The following is an 18,437-nucleotide window of genomic DNA, read 5'->3' on the forward strand; positions in this document are numbered from 1 at the left end:
GGTCGCGGGCACCGGCATTGCCGGGAGCGCCCGCTTCCGGCAGTCTCGAACTCATCCAAAGGGAGCACCCCGCGTGCCGGCATCCAGACCCTCGACCGGAATCGCCATCATAGCCCTCACCCTGACCGCGCTGGCCTGCGGCGCCTGGTCAGGCCCGCCCGACGCCCCGGTCACGATCACCAGCGCCAATCAGGCCGCCTACACCCACACCCTCCCCGCCGGTCGTCTCGCCGCACCGGTCGGCACCATCGTCGCCACCCCGAATTTCCCGACCGGCGTGGCGATTCTCGGTCATCGCATCGCCGTCCTCGCCAACGGTGCCTCCCGCGCGCAATCCATCGCCTTCTATGACCGCACCACCCTCACCGCCGAGACCTCGCTGATCGGCCTCGCCAAACCCCTGAAAACCCCGCTGCCCTCCGGTGCCCAGGTGCTCAAGCATCAGGATTTCTTCCAGGGCCTCGCAACCGGACCGACCGGCACGCTCTACGCGGCGGGCGGCGCCTCGAACGACATCCTCGCGATCGACACTGCCGGTCCCACCCCGCGCGTCATCCACACCTACCGCCTCATCTGGCAACCCTTCCCGCACAACCAGTACCCCTATGTCTATCAGGGCGCCCACCACGCGGACGTTCATAAACCCGCCGGTCTCGAAGCCGACAAACAGTCCCACCCCCGCTATTTCTTCCCCGATGCCGTGGCCGCCACCGCGCATCATGTATTCACCACCGGCCTGCTCGCCAACAGCCTCGCGCGGATCGATCTCGCCACCGGTGCCACCACCTACCTCAACGTCGGCGCATACCCCAACGCCATCGCCTTCGCCGATCACGGCAAAATCCTCGCGGTCTCCCTCTGGGGCGACAACGCGGTCGCCCTGGTCGACCCGACCACGATGAAACTCCTCGCCAAAATCGCGGTCGGCCCCCACCTCACCGCCACCTCGATCGAAGCCGGACTCCACCCGATCGCCCTCGCTGGCCGCCGCTCCACCCCACATCTCTACGTCGCCCTCGCCAACGGCGATCAAATCGTCGAAATCGACACCACCACCGGCAAAATCCTCCGCCGCATCTCGGTGTTGCCCTACCGCAACGCCGCCTCCGGCTCCTACCCCGACGCCCTGGCCCTCGACGGAACGCGCCTCTACGTCGCCAACGCCGGCAACGACGACATCATGACCATCGATACCCGCACCGGCGCCGAACGCGGCCTCACCCCGACCGGCTGGTATCCCACCGCGCTGGCCGTCACCCCACATCACCTCTACGCCGTCGCCGCCAAGGGCCTCGGCTCCGGCCCGAACCTCGACCATCAATGGGTCGGCGACATGATGCACGGCCTGCTCCAGCAGATCCCCCGCCATCCCGCGCCATCGGCCCAAACCGCCTTCACCCGGGCCGCCCTCGCCGACAACCACTTCCTGCCCGAACAGCGCGCCGCCCTCGCCGCCCGCAACGCCCGCGTCACCCGTCGCCTCGACCGCCGCATCCACACCGTCGTCCTGATCCTGCGCGAGAACAAAACCTTCGACGAGGAATTCGGCCGCTATCCCGGCCTCGGCCACTGGGCCGACCCGCAGCTCGACCTTTACGACCGCAAGGAACTGCCCAACCTCTATCACATGGCCGCCACCGGCGCGCTCTTCGTCGATTTCGACGCCGACGGCGAAGTCACCGCCCAGGGCCATCAATGGACCACCGCCGCCAGCGATTCCGATTTCGTGCAGCGCACCTGGGGCCAGTATTATTCCAACCGCGGCCTGCAAGGTAATCCGGGCTGGACCCAACCCCTCTCGACGCCCGCGAAAAACACCGACCCGGACGATCCCTTCGCCGACGATATCGACCTCGCCAAACTCCGCCGCCCCGCCACCAACCCTTGGATTTCCTACCCCAACGGCCGCTTCCTGTTCGATGATCTCTCCCGCCACCATGTCGGTTTCGAGAATTTCGGCGAATTCATCGCCCGCGACCGCGCCGGCACTGTCCGCCCCGCGATCCTCGCCAGCACCGATGCCGGCTATCCCGGATGGGACCGCATGCTGCTCGACACCGTCCGCGCCCGCGTGGTCGACCGCTGGATCGCCGCCCACCGCACCGCCATGCCCCGCTTCATCTATATCTGGCTGCCCGACGACCACACCGCCGGGCGCAACCCCTGCTACTACACGCCCGATTATTACGTCGCGAACAACGATGAAGCGACCGCGCAGATCGTCAGCGCCCTGTCGCACACCACAGCCTGGGCCCACATGGCGGTGTTCGTCACCGAGGATGACGCGCAATCCGGCGCCGATCACATCAACGCCCACCGCACCTTCCTGGTCGCCTACGGCCCGTGGGTGAAGCCCGCCACCATCATGACCAAACCCTATTCCCAGGTCGATCTGATCCGCACCATCGAAGCGGTCACCCACATCCCGCCGCTCTCGCAATGGGACCAGAACGCAAGGGTCATCAGCGGCATCTGGGCGCACCACCCCGACGATGCGCCGTTCACCCCCCTGCCGATGCAAACCGCCCGCGCGGTCAACCCCGGCACCTGCACCCTCGCAACCCGGCTCCGTTTCGATGCCGGCACCAGCGGCAAACTCCTTACCCCGGCCTTCGCCGCCGCCCACGGCAAAGCCGCCGCTCTCACCCCCGGCGACCGCTACACCCCGACCTCCCTGCTCAAGGTCGCGGGCGGCGAACAGATGCGCCAGGAATGGATCGCCTCGAAAGGCAAGGCGAGCTATCAACACGTCATGAATGCCCTCACCCGCTATGCCGCCGCCAAAGGTGCTCCGCTCTCCGCGTTCCGCGCGAATGACTGAACGCACCGCCGTCTCCGCCACCGGCATCACCTGGACCCGCACCGACACCTGGAATTTCCTCTCCTTCGCCATCGGCATGCTGGCGGAATCCTACGCGTTCGGCGTCGCCTCGGTCGCGACCGGCTGGGTCACCATCCCGAAATCCCTGCTCTCCCTGCTGCTCGCCTGGGCACCGATCTGGCTGATCATCGGCATCGCGATCTCCGGCAAACTGTCCGACCGGCTCGGCCGCAAAAAAATGTTCTACATCACCATGGTGCTCTACGCGGTCGGCGCCCTCGGCCTCGCCTTCAGCCAGGGCTATGTGCTGATCCTGCTGTTCCTCGCGATCATGCTGCTCGCCTCGGGCGGTGAAATGAACACCATCCTGGTCGCCTCCCACGAACTGATGCCGCCGCGCCATCGCGGCAAGGCGACCATGGCGGCGGTCAATTTCGTCTCGATCGGCGGATTGCTGCTCGCCATCGCGGCCTTCTCCTCATCCTACGGTGCGGTCCCGGTCCAGCGCGCCGTGGTCGGCGGCTTCGGCTTCGTCATCGTGATCCTGCTGCTCTACGTGCGCGGCCGCACACCGGAATCGATCCGCTGGCTCTACCGCATCGATCCTGCCCGCGCCGAGCGCGAAGCCCTGAAATTCTACCCCGATCAGGCCACCGCCCGCCTCGCCGCGATCGAGGCGGACATGCGCGGCCTCCCAAGCGCCCCGGTCTCGATCCGCGCGGTGCTGCGCGAGCCCGGCATGGTGCTGAAACTCGTGTGCAGCGCCATGATGTCCTTCGGCAACGCCGCCGGCTACGGCATGATCACCTATGTCGTCGGCCCCTATTTCTTCAAGGCGCTGACCGACCAGATCCTCCTCGCCGCCGGTCTCGCCGCCGTGCTCTCGGGCCTGATCTTCCTCTCGGGCGATCGCCTCAGCCGGCGCAGAACCCTCCTGTTCGGCTACATCGCCTGCACCGGCGTCAGCCTCGTGATCCTGCTCACCCGGCAATGGTGGCACACCGAAGCCATCCGGTTTCTCGCGCTCGTGTTCATCCTCAACATCTTCATCAACATCGCCTACATCACCGAAGACACGTTCAAGGCGGAAATCTGGCCCACCGCAATGCGCGGCACCATGACCGCGCTGGTCCGGTTCATCTCGATCGGCTTCTACGTCGTCACCATCTTCGCGACGCAAACCCTGAGCATCACCGAATACCTCGGCTTCAACCTCGCGGTCTGGGCGATCGGCCTGTGCGGGGCCTTCCTGTGGTCGATCTTCGGCATCGAAACCGGCAGCGGTGCCGATCTCGGGATCGCCTCGGGCGAAGTCAGCCCCCTCCGTCGCCGAGGCTGAACGCGTCCCGCGCCACGCCCCCGCAACGACGGCCCGGCCTCAATCCCCGCCCGCCGTGGCGATCCCGATATGTCCCTGCATGCGCTGCCGCTCGGCCTCGCGCACCCCGCGCATCAGAACGCCATAAACGACCGATGCGATCACGATGCCGACGAACCACGAATAGGTATAGATCGTCCTGAACACCGGCGCGACATCGGGAAACGCCGCCGGAAATGCCGCATTGAGAAACCCCGGCAGATTGGGCAGGATACTCAGTCCCAGCGCGATCACCGCCGCCATGTTCCAGCCGTTCCGATACGAATACCGGCCATCCGCCTGATACATCTGCGCGACATCGAGCTGTCGGTTGCGGATGAACAGGTAATCCACGATCAATATTCCCGCGATCGGCCCGAGCAGCGCCGAATACCCGATCAGCCAAGTAAAGATATATCCGTGGGTCGAGGCCAGAATCTTCCACGGCATCATCACCACCGCGATCCCCGCGGTAATGAACCCGCCGGTCCGGTACGAAATATGGCGCGGGCTGAGCGATGAAAAATCATAGGCCGGTCCCACCAGATTCGCCGCCAGATTGACGCTGATGGTATCGACCAGCAGAAACACCAGCGCGAGCAGCACCGCCCCGCCGGTCATCCGGCTCGCAAGGCTCACCGGGTCCCAGATCGCGCTGCCATAGATCACCACGGTCCCCGACGTCACCAGCACCGAAAACAGCGCGAGCAGCCCCATCGGCACCGGCAGCCCGATCGTCTGGCCGATCAGCTGATCCCGCTGGGTCCGGGCAAACCGGGTGAAATCGGGAATATTGAGCGCCAGCGTCGCCCAGAACCCGACCATGGCGGTCAGCGAGGGCCAGAAACTCGACCAGAACTGCCCGGCCTTCGGCCCCCCCGCCGCAAAGGCCGAAGGCTTGTCGAGCAACGGCCCGAACCCGCCGACCCGGTGATAGATCCAGCCGAGCAGCACCGCGCAGATCACGATCTTGGCGGGCGCGGTATAGGTCTCCAGCTTGCGGATCGCGTCCATCCCGTGGATCACATACCAGAGCTCCATCGCCCAGAACGCGAGGAAACACACAAGCTGCGCCGCATTGATCCCGATCCCCGGAATGATCGCCCCGCCGATCGGATGGCCGCGCAGCACCCCGATCAGCGTATAGATCATCTCCCCGCCGAACCAGGTCTGAATACCGTACCACCCGCAGGCGACCAGCGCGCGCATCATCGCGGGCAGCCGCGCCCCGGTCGTGCCGAACGAGGCCCGCGCCAACACCGCATAGGGAATCCCGAACCGCGCCCCGGCATGGCCGATCAGCAACATCGGGATCAGCACGATCAGATTGCCGAGGAACACGGTGAACACCGCCTCGCCCCACGACATTCCGACCCCGATCATGCTCGATGCGAGCGTGTAGGCCGGAATGCACATCACCATCCCGATCCACAGCGCAACGAAATGATACCACCGCCAAGTCCGCTGCGCGGCGGTGGTCGGGGCAAGATCGGCATTGGTCAGCGCGGGATCGGTCATGATGACACCTCGAAAATACCTGAAACACCTGAAGCCACGGCCGGCACCGCGCCGATTATCGCGCGCCCGCCCATCTCAGCCCGGCTTGCGCGCGGCCAGCCGCTCGTCGGTCGCGAGCACCGCGCGAAGCAGCACATCGGCCCCGGCGGCGATATCGCCGGGTTCGGATTTTTCCGCCTCGTTATGACTGATCCCCTTTTCGCACGGCACGAAAACCATCGTGGTCGGTGCCACCCGCGCGATATAGGCGGCATCGTGCCCCGCCCCCGAAACCATCCGCCGCGCGCCGAACCCGAGCGTCCGCGCCGCATCCTCGACCGCTTCGATACACCCGGCATCGAAATGCACCGATGGCGAATCCCAGATCCGCGTCAACGCCATCGCAACGCCATCCTCGCGCGCAGCCGCCTCCAGCCGCTCCCGCAACGCCGCCTCCATCGCGGCCAGCACCGCATCGTCGGGATGACGCAGATCGATCGTGAAGAACACCTCGCCGGGAATGACATTGCGGCTGTTCGGCCGCACCTCGACCAGACCCACCGTCGCCACCGCATCCGGCGCATGCGCCAGCCCGACCGCCTGCACCGCCCCGATCATCCGCGCGGCGGCAACCAGCGCATCGGCACGCAGATGCATCGGCGTGCTCCCGGCGTGGCACTCCATTCCGGTCACCGTCACCTCGTACCAGCGCATCCCCTGCACGCCGGTCACGATGCCGATGGTCTTGCCCTCCGCCTCAAGGATCGGCCCCTGTTCGATATGCAGCTCGAAAAACGCACCGAGCCGGCGCGCCCCGCAGATCTCGTCGCCGCGGTAGCCGATCCGTTCCAGCTCCGCCCCGAAACTCAACCCCTCCCGATCGGTGCGCGAATAGGCATAATCCCGGTCGAACGCCCCGGCGAACACGCCGGAAGCCAGCATCGCCGGGGCAAAGCGCGAGCCTTCCTCATTGGTCCAGTCGATCACCTCGATCGGCGCATGGGTCTGGTAACCGGCATCGTTGAGCGTCCGCAGCACTTCCAGCCCGGCCAGCACACCGATCACCCCGTCGAACTTCCCCCCGGTCGGCTGGGTATCCAGATGACTCCCGATCGCGATCGGCGGCAGCGAATTATCCCGCCCCGGCCGCCGCGCCGCGATATTGCCAAGCTCATCGACACTGATGCTGCACCCCGCCTCGGTGCACCGCGCCACGAACCAGTCCCGCACCGCCCGGTCGAGATCGGTCAGGGTCAGCCGCCGGATGCCCCCTTTTTCGGTCGCCCCGATCGCCGCGGTCTCCATGATACTCGCCCATAACCGCTCCGCATCGATCCGCAGATTACCCCCGATCCCGCTCATGATGCCACCACCTCCGCCCCCCGCAATGGATTATGCGGATGCTCCCGCCACGTCACCTTCGCCCCTGAAGCCGGTTGCGGGCACATCGTGATACATCCCCGCACCGGGCAGATATGAGCGCACAAATTGCAGCCGACGCACGCGGCATCGACCACTGCATAAATGCGCCGATCGCCAAGGCGCTGCGCCGTGATCGCCTGATGCGCGGTATCCTCGCACGCGACATGGCACAGCCCGCAGCCGATGCAGGCAGCCGGATCGATCCGCGCCACCGTCGCCCATGCCAGGTTGAGGTCCTCCCAGTGCACGTAGCGCGGAATCGCCCGCCCCCGGAACGCCGCGATATCGCCATAGGATTTCTCATCCATCCAGTTCGCCAGCCCATCGATCATGTCCTCGACGATCCGGAAGCCATGATGCATCGCCGCGGTGCAAACCTGCACCGTCCCGGCCCCCAGCGCGATATATTCCGCCGCATCCCGCCAATTCCCGATCCCGCCGATCCCTGAAATCGGCAATCCGGCGGTCGCCCCATCACGCGCGATATCCGCCACCATGCGCAGCGCGATCGGCTTGACCGCCGGGCCGCAATATCCGCCATGGGTGCCGATCCCCTCCACCGTCGGCATCGGTGCCATCGCATCGAGATCGACCCCGGCGATCGACAGCACGGTATTGATCAACGACACCGCATCCGCCCCCCCGCGCCGCGCCGCCGCCGCCGGGGCCAGAACATCGGTCACATTCGGCGTCAGCTTCACGATCACCGGCAGCCGCGAATGCTGCTTGCACCAGCGGGTGACCATCTCGACATAGTCCGGCACCTGCCCGACCGCCGCCCCCATCCCGCGTTCGGACATGCCGTGGGGACAGCCGAAATTCAGCTCCACCCCATCCGCCCCGGTCTCCTCGACCCGTGCGAGAATCCCCTGCCACGCCGCCTCGTTGCACGGCACCATCAGGCTCACCACCATCGCCCGATCCGGCCAGTCGCGCTTGACCTGCGTGATCTCGCGCAGATTGACCTCCAGCGGACGGTCGCTGATCAGCTCGATATTGTTCATCCCCATCAGTCTCTCGCCGTTGAACGCGACCGCGCCATAACGGCTGCTCGCATTCACCACCGGCGGATCGTCGCCGAGGGTTTTCCACACCACTCCGCCCCACCCGGCGCGAAACGCCCGCTCGACATTATACGCCTTGTCGGTCGGCGGCGCGGACGCGAGCCAGAACGGGTTCGGCGCCCGGATTCCCGCGAAATCGACCCTCAGATCAGCCATATCCCGACCCCGCTCCGCCGAACCATGCCTCGATCCCCGCCGCCGCGCGCTTCCCGTCCTCGACCGCCTGCACCGTCAGATCGACCCCGGCGATGCAATCCCCCGCCGCGAACACCCCTGGCATCGAGGTCTCCCGGCTGATCCCGTCCACCACGATCCGCCCGCCGGACAGGGCGGGCAGCAGGTCAGCCTCATCCGCCTGCAATGTCTGGCCCACCGCCTTGAGCACCATATCCGCCTCGATCGAAAACTCCTCCGCCCCGATCACCAGCCGCCCCGCCGCATCGAGCGACGTCCGGGCAAACCGCACCGCGCGCACGCCATCACCGCCCTCGATCTCCACCGGCATCGCCCAAAGCCGCAGCGCCACCCCGTTGGTCAGCGCCCACTCCTGCTCGGCCGGCGTCGCGGACATCTCGCCCCGCCCCCGCCGATACACGATGGTCACCACCTCCGCCCCCAGCCGCTTCGCCTGGGTCGCCGCATCGATCGCGGTATTGCCACCCCCGATCACCACGACCCGCCGCCCCACCGCCAGCCGCGACCGATCGCCGCTCTGACGCAACGCGGCGATGAAATCGACGGCATCGAGCACATGAACCCGCTCCTCGCCCGCTATCCCCAGCGCCTTGACCCCGGCCTGCCCGATCGCCAGCACCACCGCATCATGATCCCGCCGCAAAGCCACCAGATCGACCCCGCGCCCCAACCGCCGCCCCGGCACGATGGTGATACCCCCAATGCCGAGAACAAACGCAACCTCGCGCGCTGCGAACTCATCCACCAGCTTGTAGGCGGCGATGCCGTATTCGTTCAGCCCGCCCGGCTTGCCGCGCGCCTCGAATATCGCAACCTCATGCCCGGCCCGCGCCAGCGCATGGGCGCACGCCAGCCCTGCGGGACCCGCGCCGACAATCGCCACACGCCGCCCGCTCGCCGCCGCGCGCGCAAACGGATGAACCCCGCTCGCCGCCGCCCGCGCCATGACATGATCCGTCGCGACCCGCTGCAACGCCCCGATCGCGACCGCCTGCCCCTGCTGGGCGGTGCGAACGCAGGCGCCCTCGCACAGAATATCGGTCGGGCACACCCGCGCGCACGACCCGCCCATGATATTCGCCCGCAAAATCCGCATCCCCGCCCCGGTCAGATTCCCGGTGGCGATGCCCCGAATGAAGCCGGGAACATCGATCCCGGTCGGGCACGCCGTCACGCACGGTGCGTCGTGGCAAAAATAGCACCGCGCCGCCTCGATCGCCGCTTGATCCAGCGACAAAGGCGGATGCGCCTCGCAGAACCCGGCGGCGATCCGTTCCGGCGGCAGGCGCCCCGCCGCAACATCCGGCACGTCAGCGCGATCACAAATGATGGTTTCGTTCATCCCGACCCAACCCCGTCATCACATTCAGCTTGACCAGACCTGACCGGATGGTCAAGTTATTTCTTGCAATGACCAGCGCGCCAGACAAACGGACCCATTCGCCCAAAACTTATGCAGACTATCCGCCCCAACCGGCGCCGCATCCGCCTGCCCTGCGCACGGCGAGTGCAAGCCGCCCCCGTCAGGCCCGATCGGCCGAACTCATCAGCCACATCCTGACCACCGCCGAGCGGGTCTTCGCCGAATCCGGCCTCGCGGGTGCCACCATGACAAGGCTCGCCGCCGCCGCCGGCCTGCCCAAGGCCAATCTCCATTACTATTTCGGCACCAAGGAACGCCTCTACACCGAGGTTCTCGAAAACATCCTCGCCCTCTGGCTCGACGCGACCGACAGCATCCAGCCCGACTCCCATCCGCACGCCGCGCTCAGCGCCTACATCGCCGCGAAAATGACCCTCTCGCGCCAGCGCCCCTACGCCTCGAAGGTCTTCGCCAACGAAGTCCTCCACGGCGCGATCCATCTGCGCTCCTATCTCGGCCTCGCGCTCCGCCGGAAGGTCGATGAAAAGGCCGCGGTCATCGAAGGCTGGATCGCCCGGGGCGTCATGGCCGAAACCGACCCCCGGCACCTGTTCTTCCTGCTCTGGGCAATGACCCAGACCTACGCGGATTTCGACATCCAGATCGCCGCCGTCCTCGGCCTCCCCACGATCACCCCGCCCGCCTACGCCACCGGCGAGGCGCTGATCCTGCAACTCATCCTGCGCGGCTGCGGCATCGAACCCCCATGAAAGGCACGGCGTCATGACAATCCTGATCCGAGGCGGCACCATCGTCACCGCCGAGCACTCGTTCCGCGCCGATGTCCTGTGCGCCGGCGGCACCATCGCCGCCATCGGCCCCGATCTCGCCGCACCCCACGGCACCACCATCGTCGATGCCGGCGAGGCTTTGGTCATCCCCGGCGGCATCGACCCGCACACCCATATGGAACTGCCCTTCATGGGCACCGTGGCGAGCGAGGATTTCTACACCGGCACTGCTGCGGGCCTCGCCGGCGGCACCACCACGATCATCGATTTCGTCATTCCCGGCCCCACCGAATCCCCGCTCGCCGCCTACCACATCTGGCGCGCCCGCGCGGAAAAGGCCGCCGCCGACTACAGTTTCCACGTCGCGATCACCTCATGGTCCGATCAGGTCCACACCGAAATGGGCATCCTCGCCCGCGATCACGGGGTGAACAGCTTCAAGCATTTCATGGCCTATAAAAACGCCATCATGGTCGATGACGGCATCCTGTTGAACAGTTTCGCCCGCGCCCTCGAACTCGGCGCGATCCCCACGGTCCATGCCGAAAACGGCGAGGCGGTGTTTCACCTGCAACGCCGCCTGCTCGCCCAGGGCATCACCGGGCCGGAAGGTCACGCCCTCTCGCGCCCGCCCGCCGTCGAAGCCGAAGCAGCGACCCGCGCGATCGCGATGGCCGGGGTGATCGGCGCACCGCTCTATATCGTCCACGTCTCGACCGAAGGGGCCACCTCCGCCATCGCCCGGGCTCGGGCCAGCGGCCAGCGCGTGTTCGGCGAAGTGCTCGCCCAGCATCTGGTGATCGACGAAAGCGTTTACCGCAACCCCGATTTCGGCTTCGCCGCCGCCCATGTCATGAGCCCGCCCTTCCGCGCGAAACATCATCAGGACGCCTTGTGGTCCGGCCTCGCCTCGGGCCAGCTTCAGACCACCGCGACCGATCACTGCTGCTTCTGCGCGCCGCAGAAAGCCGCCGGCGCCGATGATTTCACCCTCATCCCCAACGGCACCGGCGGCATCGAGGACCGCATGAGCATCCTCTGGCATCACGGCGTCGCGCAGGGCCGGCTCACCCCGCAGGAATTCGTCCAGATCACCTCGACCAACGCGGCAAAAATCTTCAACCTCCACCCCCGCAAAGGCGCCATCGCGCCAGGCGCGGATGCCGATCTCGTGGTATGGGACCCCGCCGCCCGCCGCCGCATCTCGGCCCGCACCCATCACCAGAACGTCGATTTCAACGTGTTCGAAGGCATGGAAGTCCAGGGCGTCGCCCGCCACACCATCGCATCCGGCCACCTGGTCTTCACCGAAGGCGACCTGCGCGCCCGGCGCGGTGCCGGCCGCTACATCGACCGCCCCTGCTTCGCCCCGCTCATGCAAACCATCGCCACCCGCAACGCCCTGACCCAACCCGCCGCCACCCCGCGCCATCCCCCGGCCTGATCGAACCATCCGCCCCTCCTTGCCAAATCATCCGCCCGCCGACACAAATCCCCGATGCCCACGCCCCGCACCCCAAAACCGATGAAGCGGGCCGATATCGCCCCCTTCCTCACCGCGATCAGCCAGAACAATCCTACCCCGCAGACCGAACTGCTCTACACCACCCCCTTCACCCTGTTGGTCGCCGTCGTCCTGTCCGCCCAGACCACCGATGCCGCGGTCAACAAAGCCACCCCCGCCTTGTTCGCCGAAGCGCCGGACCCCGCCGCGATGGCCGCCCTCGGCGCCACCGGCATCGCCCGGCACATCCGCTCGATCGGCCTCTGGCAGGCCAAGGCGAAAAACGTCGCCGGCCTGTCCCACCTCCTGCTGGAACGCCACGGCGGCGAGGTCCCCGACAATCGCGAAGCGCTCGAAGCCCTCCCCGGCGTCGGCCGCAAGACCGCCAACGTCGTGCTCAACGAAGTCTTCGGCCAGCCCACCATGGCAGTCGACACCCACATCTTCCGCCTCGGCAACCGCACCGGCCTTGCCCCCGGCGCCACTGTCCGCGCGGTCGAGGATGCCCTGATCGCCCGCATCCCCAAACCCATGCTCCGCCCCGCCCATCACTGGCTGATCCTGCACGGGCGCTACATCTGCAAGGCCCGCAAACCCGAATGCTGGCGCTGCCCCGGCGCGTCCTGGTGCCGCTACCAGCCCAAGCCCACCGCCGCCGCCGCGCGGATCCCGACCGAACTCCCGAAAGATCCGTCATGACCGCACCGTCCCCCACCTACCGGCTCGACAAATCGCTCGGCCTGTTCGCCATCGTCGCCTCGGCGGTCACCCAGGAATACGGGGCGGGGATCAATTTCATCGTCCCCCAGAGCATCGGCGTCTATCCCGGCATCGCCAACCTCGTCCCGCTCGCCATGTTCGCCACCGGCATGGTCATCTTCCTGAAAGTCTTTCTCTACGCCCGCTTCTCCGAAGCCATGCCCCGCGCCGGTTCCTCCTATGTCTGGACCGTCCGCGCCCTCAACCTGCCCTTCGGTTTCATCCTCCATTTCGTCTGGTGGGCCAGCATCACCGCCGCGATGGGCTTCATCGCCTTCGCCTTCGGCACTTTCCTCGGCAACGCCCTGATCGCCGCCGGAATCGCAGGCGGCCACGCCATCCTCACCCCGCCCGGCCACCTGATCGCCGGCCTCGCCGCCCTCTGGATCATCTATGCCATCCACGTCGCCGGTATCCGCGACTATGGCCGTCTCGTCACCATCCTGCTGATTCTGGTCGCCCTCACCGCCATCGCGGTCTGCGTCATCGGTTTCGCCACCTCCCCGGCGGCCTTCGTCCGCGCCGCCAGCGCCCGCACCGGCCTCACCCTCGCCCCGCCCGCGCATCCCGCCCCGTTCGATCTCCACGCCTTCCTCGCGGTCTGCACCCTGTTCATCTTCGCCTATGGCGGATTATCCGGCGCACCCGCCCTCTCGGGGGAAGCGCGCGACGCCGCCCACACCATGCCGCGCGGCATCCTGTTCGCCTGGATCACCTCGGTCGTGCTGTTCACCCTGGTCAGCGCCGCCTTGCTGCACGCCGCCCCATGGTGGGCCGCCGCCGCCCTGATCGCGCAAAAACACGCAGCCCTGGTCACCGCCCCCGGCATCCTCGGCCTCGCCGCCCCCCACGCGGTCGCCGCGATCATCGGCCTGGTCATCGCCCTGATCGTCGGCAAAACCCTCGCCCCGCAAATGGTCGTCACCTCCCGCATGGTGTTCGCCTGGGCGGAAGACGGTCTGCTCCCGCCGGTCTTCGCCGAAACCTCCCACCGCCGCGCCCCGGTCGCCGCCCTCACCCTCACGGTGGTTCTCGCCTCGCTTTTCCTGATCCAGGCGACCTATATCGGCTGGGCTTTCGGCGTGGTCGCCCGCTCGATCACCATCCTGCTGGTCTGGCTCGCCGTCGCCATCGCCGCCCTCAACCTCCGCCTCAACCCGCGCCTGCGGTCCAGCCCCTGGTCCGAGCCGTTCCGCCGCTCGCTCTTCACCATCCCGATCGCCCTCCTCTCCATCGTGGTGACCATCGCCTTCATCCGCTCGGTCATCATCCTGCCCCACACTCCGTTCTACGTGCAGCCGCTGTTCCAGGGCGGCGTGATGGCGCTGATCGGCGCGGCCCTCTACCTCCGCGCCCGCGCGATCCACCCCGACCTAGCCGCGACCACCGCAACCCTCCCTCTCGAATAGCCACCCCTTCCACCCGGTAGCCCGACGCCATATACCCGCCGCAATGGACAACGGCCTTCCCTTCCTCAAAATGCATGGTGCCGGCAACGATTTCGTGGTGCTCGACGCCCGGACCGACCCGATCGCCCTGACCACCGCGCAATCCACCCTCCTCGCGGATCGCCGGCGCGGCATCGGCTGCGACCAGATCATCCTGATCGAACCCTCCGCCAGCGCCGATGCCTTCATGCGCATCCTCAACGCCGACGGTTCGGAAGCCGGCGCCTGCGGCAACGCCACACGCTGCGTCGCCGCCCTGCTCGCCGCCGAGACCGGCGCGCGCGCCCTGACCATCGAAACCAATGCCGGCCACCTCGCCGCCATCATCAAAGGCCCCAACCTCGTCGAGATCGACATGGGCGAACCAAGGCTAGACTGGCAGGACATCCCGCTGCTCGAAGCGATGGACACGCTCCACCTCCGCCTCGCCCTCGGCCCGGTCGAAGACCCCGCCGCCTGCTCGATGGGCAACCCCCACGCCACCTTCTTCGTCGATGATTTCAGGCATCTCGCGCTCGATACCATCGGCCCCCGCCTCGAATCCGCCCGCATCTTCCCCGAACGCGCCAATATCGGCTTCGCCCGCATCGAGGCGAAGGACCGCATCCGCCTGCGGGTGTGGGAGCGCGGCGCCGGCCTCACCCTCGCCTGCGGCTCCGGCGCCTGTGCGGCCCTGGTCAACGCCAACCGCCGCGGCCTCGCCGACCGCCGCGCCGAGATCGAAATGGATGGCGGCATCCTCACCATCACCTGGCGCGAGGACAATCACGTCCTGATGGAAGGCCCGGTCGCCCTGACCTGTCAGGGCACCCTCGCCCCCGAGTTGCTTCCGGCATGAGCATCGACATCCTCACCTTCGGCTGCCGCCTCAACGCCTTCGAATCCGAAGTCATGCGCGGTCACGCCGAGGCCGCCGGTCTTGCCGACACCATCATCGTCAACACCTGCGCCGTCACCGCCGAAGCCGAGCGTCAGGCCCGCCAATCCGTCCGCCGCGCCCACCGCGCCAACCCCGCCGCCCGCATCATCGTCACCGGCTGCGCCGCCCAGATCGACCCGCACTCCTGGAGCCGTCTCGAAGGCGTCACCCGCGTGATCGGCAACGTCGAAAAACTCACCCCCGCCGCCTGGACCGCGCCCGAAGCGATTCAGGTCGCCGACATCATGCAGGTCCGCCAGACCGCCGCCCATCTGATCGAAGGCTTCGGCACCCGCGCACGCGCCTTCATCGAGGTTCAGCAGGGCTGCGATCACCGCTGCACCTTCTGCATCATCCCCTACGGTCGCGGCCCGTCCCGCTCGATCCCGATGGGCGCGATCGCCGATCAGATCCGCACCCTGATCACCAACGGCTACCATGAAATCGTCCTGACCGGCGTGGACCTGACCTCCTACGGCACGGATCTCCCCGGCACGCCGCGTCTCGGCCAGCTCATCCGCCGCCTGCTCGCCGCCATCCCCGAACTCCCCCGCCTGCGCCTCTCCTCGATCGACCCCGCCGAAATCGACCCCGATCTCTGGCACGTCATCGAGCACGAACCCCGCCTGATGCCCCATCTCCACCTCTCGGTGCAGGCCGGATCGGACATGATCCTCAAGCGCATGAAGCGCCGCCACCTCCGCCATCACGTCATCGAAGCCACCGCCCGTGCCCGCGCGCTGCGCCCCGGTATCGCCTTCGGCGCCGACCTGATCGCCGGCTTCCCGACCGAGGATGAACCCATGTTCAACGACACGCTCCGCCTGATCGACGAAGCCGGGCTCGACTACCTGCACGTCTTTCCCTACAGCGCCCGCAAACTCACCCCCGCCGCCCGGATTCCGGCCCTGCCGATGGCCGAACGCCGCGCCCGCGCCGCCACCTTGCGCGCAGCCGGGGCCCGCCGCGCCGCCGCGCGGTTCCAGTCCATGATCGGCAGCACCGTCATTGCGCTCGCGGAAGCCCCCACCACCGGCCATGCCGAAAATTTCGCCCCGGTCCGTTTCACCCGCGCCGTCGCGCCGGGCAGCCTGATCACCGGGCGCGTGATCGGTGCGGACGCCACCACGATCACCCTGGACGCGGCATAATGGCGCTCGGTTTCTTCTCCCGCCTCAAAGCCGGTCTCACCCGCAGCACCACCAAACTCACCACCGGCATCACCGATACCTTCACCAAGCGCAAACTCGACGATTTCGCCCTCGAGGAACTCGAAGAACTCCTGATCGGCGCCGATCTCGGCCCCACCGTCGCGGCCAAGGTCATCCGCGCCTTCCGCCGCGCCCGCTTCGGTCAGGACGTCACCCCGCCGGAAATCCGCGCCGCCCTCGCCGATGAAATCGCGAAAATCCTCGCCCCGGTCGCCCAGCCTCTGACCATCGACGAAAGCCGAAAACCCTTCGTGATCCTGATGGTCGGCGTCAACGGCACCGGCAAGACCACCACGATCGGCAAGCTCGCCCAATCCTACGCCGATGCCGGGCACAAACCCATGATGGTCGCGGGCGACACCTTCCGCGCCGCCGCGGTCGAACAACTGCAAATCTGGGCCGAACGCGCCCGCGTCCCCATCGTCACCGGCCCGCAGGATGCCGACCCCGCCGGCCTCGCCTTCGACGCCATGGTCCGCGCCAGCCGCGAAGGGGCCGACATCCTGCTGATCGACACCGCCGGACGCCTGCACAACAAGGCGGCGTTGATGGAGGAATTGCGGAAAATCATCCGGGTCATCCGCAAGCGCGACGACACCGCCCCCCACGCCATCCTGCTGACGCTGGACGCGACAACAGGTCAGAACGCGCTGACCCAGGTCAAAACCTTCAAGGAAATGGTCGATCTCACCGGCCTGATCGTCACCAAGCTCGACGGCTCGGCCCGCGCCGGCGTGGTGGTGGCGCTCGCCGAGTCCTCGGCCCTGCCGATCCACGCAATCGGGGTGGGCGAACAAGCCGCCGATCTGCGCCCGTTCAGCGCCACCGATTTCGCGCGCGCCCTGACCGGAGCCGATGCCGATCCCGGCCCGCCGGCGTAATCAATCAAACTCTCGGTCGTGGGTTTTGGAGTGCTACCGGAACCCGCAGCCCGGCACCGGTATCCGGGTCACGCCGTCATGGCGCGTCCCGGACGAATTCAGTCTCAGTGCGAGTGCGAGCCGTTGATGTGAAGGTGGCTGGCCATCGACTTCAGAAAACCATCCTCGAAATGCTTCGCAACCGTCTGGTAGAGCGGCGCTGCGGCGAAGGCGGCGAGGATCAGGGCTGTAACAACGAACATGTGCGTCACCATCTGTGCGACCAGTCTGGATTGGCTGATCCGGTTCGACCGCCTAATGCCTGCGCGGCCATGAGTTTGGTAATCCCGAATCGATCGCGGCAGATAGTCCCATTTCGGGGTATCTGACCCGCAGATGTTGCATTGCACAATGCCCGATATCATCACACCCGGATGCCCTCGGACCCCAGTTCTGAAAAATAATTACAAAATAACACTATATTTTTTTGCCAAGTATGATAATGTCTCATTTCGGCGAAACTTTCTTGTTTTGCCGATGTGGAGGCAGCCCCCACCGCCTCACACAAATGACTGAAAGCCAACGATCTACATGATCGTTGGCTTTTTTTTGTCGATGTCGTTACGGCGTATTTTTTACGGCGGGGTGTCGCCACCCCACCGTGAGGTTGTAGAATCAGGCCGCCTTGCGCGCCAGGCTACCCACCGGCAGCAACGCATGACCCATCACGGGATTGATGATGTGGACGGCGCCGAGATAGAACCCGATGACCGCATCGACCATGAACAGCATCGCGGCGAGCTTGACGTCACCGACCACGAACAGAATGAACGCAGCCGCCAGCACCCCGAACATGATCACAAGTGCGACATTCAGCCGGAACGCCGCGAGCATGAAAATCACCGTGATCACCGCCATCAGCGAAAACCACACCGACAGAAGCTGCGGCGAGGATTTCATGGTCATAGCGAGCGATCCGTCCGCACCGGTGATCCCGAGCGCCAGAAAAAACGCGCCATAGGTGAAAAACACCGTCGCGACATACGAATTGGGCATCTGAAACGTCAGAAACCCCCCGACGAACATCGCCGCGGCACCAAACGAAAAGCAGATCGCCAATTCACTGCCCAGCCCGGCCATCGGCACCGAGCCATAGAACATGGCACCCAATATGAATAACGGAACAGCGAACCCGAACAGGCCGATCGCAATCGGATCTCTCATTT

The 18,437-nt window shown here is 66.6% G+C and carries 15 protein-coding genes; 9 read left to right on the plus strand and 6 right to left on the minus strand.

The genetic code is table 11. The features are described from left to right. Positions 1-73 precede the first annotated feature (73 nt). Positions 74-2,821 carry a bifunctional YncE family protein/alkaline phosphatase family protein gene (locus SIL87_RS18280; protein ID WP_319615577.1) on the plus strand — a complete coding sequence of 916 codons (2,748 nt, stop codon included), beginning with the start codon at positions 74-76 and terminating at the stop codon, positions 2,819-2,821. Beyond that, positions 2,814-4,160: an MFS transporter gene (locus tag SIL87_RS18285; protein WP_319615578.1), complete on the plus strand. Its 1,347-nt coding sequence runs from the start codon at positions 2,814-2,816 to the stop codon at positions 4,158-4,160. The genes SIL87_RS18280 and SIL87_RS18285 overlap by 8 nt, the downstream gene beginning before the upstream one ends. A 39-nt stretch (positions 4,161-4,199) precedes the next feature. Here the strand turns inward: SIL87_RS18285 and SIL87_RS18290 are convergent, their stop codons facing one another. The 4 genes from SIL87_RS18290 to SIL87_RS18305 form a co-directional block, all read right to left on the minus strand. Next, positions 4,200-5,696 (minus strand): NCS1 family nucleobase:cation symporter-1, encoded by a 1,497-nt coding sequence (locus tag SIL87_RS18290; protein WP_319615579.1) that lies wholly within the window; start codon positions 5,694-5,696, stop codon positions 4,200-4,202. Positions 5,697-5,771: 75 nt separating this feature from the next. Beyond that, positions 5,772-7,037 (minus strand): Zn-dependent hydrolase, encoded by a 1,266-nt coding sequence (locus SIL87_RS18295; RefSeq protein WP_319615580.1) that lies wholly within the window; start codon positions 7,035-7,037, stop codon positions 5,772-5,774. After that, the gene (gene preA / locus SIL87_RS18300) at positions 7,034-8,317 is read right to left on the minus strand and encodes an NAD-dependent dihydropyrimidine dehydrogenase subunit PreA (protein WP_319615581.1); all 1,284 of its coding nucleotides are present in this window, start codon (positions 8,315-8,317) and stop codon (positions 7,034-7,036) included. Before preA ends, SIL87_RS18295 begins: the two co-directional genes overlap by 4 nt. After that, entirely contained in the window at positions 8,310-9,698 is a 1,389-nt protein-coding gene (locus SIL87_RS18305; protein WP_319615582.1) for an NAD(P)-dependent oxidoreductase, read from the minus strand. Before SIL87_RS18305 ends, preA begins: the two co-directional genes overlap by 8 nt. A 68-nt stretch (positions 9,699-9,766) precedes the next feature. Here SIL87_RS18305 and SIL87_RS18310 point away from each other — a divergent pair, with 68 nt between their 5' ends. The 7 genes from SIL87_RS18310 to ftsY all read left to right on the plus strand — a co-directional run bounded on the left by SIL87_RS18310 (position 9,767) and on the right by ftsY (position 17,232). After that, positions 9,767-10,489: a TetR/AcrR family transcriptional regulator gene (locus tag SIL87_RS18310; protein WP_319615583.1), complete on the plus strand. Its 723-nt coding sequence runs from the start codon at positions 9,767-9,769 to the stop codon at positions 10,487-10,489. 13 nt (positions 10,490-10,502) lie between these two features. After that, positions 10,503-11,954 carry a dihydropyrimidinase gene (hydA, locus tag SIL87_RS18315; RefSeq protein ID WP_319615584.1) on the plus strand — a complete coding sequence of 484 codons (1,452 nt, stop codon included), beginning with the start codon at positions 10,503-10,505 and terminating at the stop codon, positions 11,952-11,954. A gap of 81 nt (positions 11,955-12,035) precedes the next feature. Further along, positions 12,036-12,713, plus strand: a complete 678-nt coding sequence (gene nth / locus SIL87_RS18320) for an endonuclease III (RefSeq protein WP_319615585.1) — start codon at positions 12,036-12,038, stop codon at positions 12,711-12,713. Next, positions 12,710-14,182, plus strand: coding sequence for an APC family permease (locus SIL87_RS18325; RefSeq protein ID WP_319615586.1), 1,473 nt, complete (start codon positions 12,710-12,712; stop codon positions 14,180-14,182). The genes nth and SIL87_RS18325 overlap by 4 nt, the downstream gene beginning before the upstream one ends. A gap of 43 nt (positions 14,183-14,225) precedes the next feature. Further along, positions 14,226-15,059, plus strand: a complete 834-nt coding sequence (gene dapF / locus SIL87_RS18330) for a diaminopimelate epimerase (protein ID WP_319615587.1) — start codon at positions 14,226-14,228, stop codon at positions 15,057-15,059. After that, positions 15,056-16,291, plus strand: a complete 1,236-nt coding sequence (gene mtaB / locus SIL87_RS18335; protein WP_319615588.1) for a tRNA (N(6)-L-threonylcarbamoyladenosine(37)-C(2))-methylthiotransferase MtaB — start codon at positions 15,056-15,058, stop codon at positions 16,289-16,291. The genes dapF and mtaB overlap by 4 nt, the downstream gene beginning before the upstream one ends. Continuing rightward, entirely contained in the window at positions 16,291-17,232 is a 942-nt protein-coding gene (ftsY, locus tag SIL87_RS18340) for a signal recognition particle-docking protein FtsY (RefSeq protein ID WP_319615589.1), read from the plus strand. The genes mtaB and ftsY overlap by 1 nt, the downstream gene beginning before the upstream one ends. 104 nt (positions 17,233-17,336) lie before the next feature. Here the strand turns inward: ftsY and SIL87_RS18345 are convergent, their stop codons facing one another. Then, complete coding sequence (locus SIL87_RS18345) at positions 17,337-17,474, minus strand: hypothetical protein (RefSeq protein WP_319615590.1); 138 nt, start codon at positions 17,472-17,474, stop codon at positions 17,337-17,339. 412 nt (positions 17,475-17,886) lie between these two features. Continuing rightward, positions 17,887-18,435, minus strand: a complete 549-nt coding sequence (locus SIL87_RS18350; RefSeq protein WP_319615591.1) for a GPR1/FUN34/YaaH family transporter — start codon at positions 18,433-18,435, stop codon at positions 17,887-17,889. Positions 18,436-18,437 lie beyond the last annotated feature (2 nt).

This window comes from Acidiphilium acidophilum, assembly GCF_033842475.1.
GTDB classification, from domain to species: domain Bacteria; phylum Pseudomonadota; class Alphaproteobacteria; order Acetobacterales; family Acetobacteraceae; genus Acidiphilium; species Acidiphilium acidophilum.

Excerpts from the sequence above, each read along its gene's own strand:
- preA (WP_319615581.1), bottom strand. The coding sequence starts at position 8,317 with ATGGCTGATCTGAGGGTCGATTTCGCGGGAATCCGGGCGCCGAACCCG.
- hydA (WP_319615584.1), top strand. The coding sequence starts at position 10,503 with ATGACAATCCTGATCCGAGGCGGCACCATCGTCACCGCCGAGCACTCG.
- SIL87_RS18290 (WP_319615579.1), bottom strand. The coding sequence starts at position 5,696 with ATGACCGATCCCGCGCTGACCAATGCCGATCTTGCCCCGACCACCGCC.
- SIL87_RS18285 (WP_319615578.1), top strand. The coding sequence starts at position 2,814 with ATGACTGAACGCACCGCCGTCTCCGCCACCGGCATCACCTGGACCCGC.
- SIL87_RS18305 (WP_319615582.1), bottom strand. The coding sequence starts at position 9,698 with ATGAACGAAACCATCATTTGTGATCGCGCTGACGTGCCGGATGTTGCG.
- SIL87_RS18345 (WP_319615590.1), bottom strand. The coding sequence starts at position 17,474 with ATGTTCGTTGTTACAGCCCTGATCCTCGCCGCCTTCGCCGCAGCGCCG.
- dapF (WP_319615587.1), top strand. The coding sequence starts at position 14,226 with ATGGACAACGGCCTTCCCTTCCTCAAAATGCATGGTGCCGGCAACGAT.
- mtaB (WP_319615588.1), top strand. The coding sequence starts at position 15,056 with ATGAGCATCGACATCCTCACCTTCGGCTGCCGCCTCAACGCCTTCGAA.
- ftsY (WP_319615589.1), top strand. The coding sequence starts at position 16,291 with ATGGCGCTCGGTTTCTTCTCCCGCCTCAAAGCCGGTCTCACCCGCAGC.
- SIL87_RS18310 (WP_319615583.1), top strand. The coding sequence starts at position 9,767 with ATGACCAGCGCGCCAGACAAACGGACCCATTCGCCCAAAACTTATGCA.
- nth (WP_319615585.1), top strand. The coding sequence starts at position 12,036 with ATGAAGCGGGCCGATATCGCCCCCTTCCTCACCGCGATCAGCCAGAAC.
- SIL87_RS18350 (WP_319615591.1), bottom strand. The coding sequence starts at position 18,435 with ATGAGAGATCCGATTGCGATCGGCCTGTTCGGGTTCGCTGTTCCGTTA.
- SIL87_RS18325 (WP_319615586.1), top strand. The coding sequence starts at position 12,710 with ATGACCGCACCGTCCCCCACCTACCGGCTCGACAAATCGCTCGGCCTG.
- SIL87_RS18295 (WP_319615580.1), bottom strand. The coding sequence starts at position 7,037 with ATGAGCGGGATCGGGGGTAATCTGCGGATCGATGCGGAGCGGTTATGG.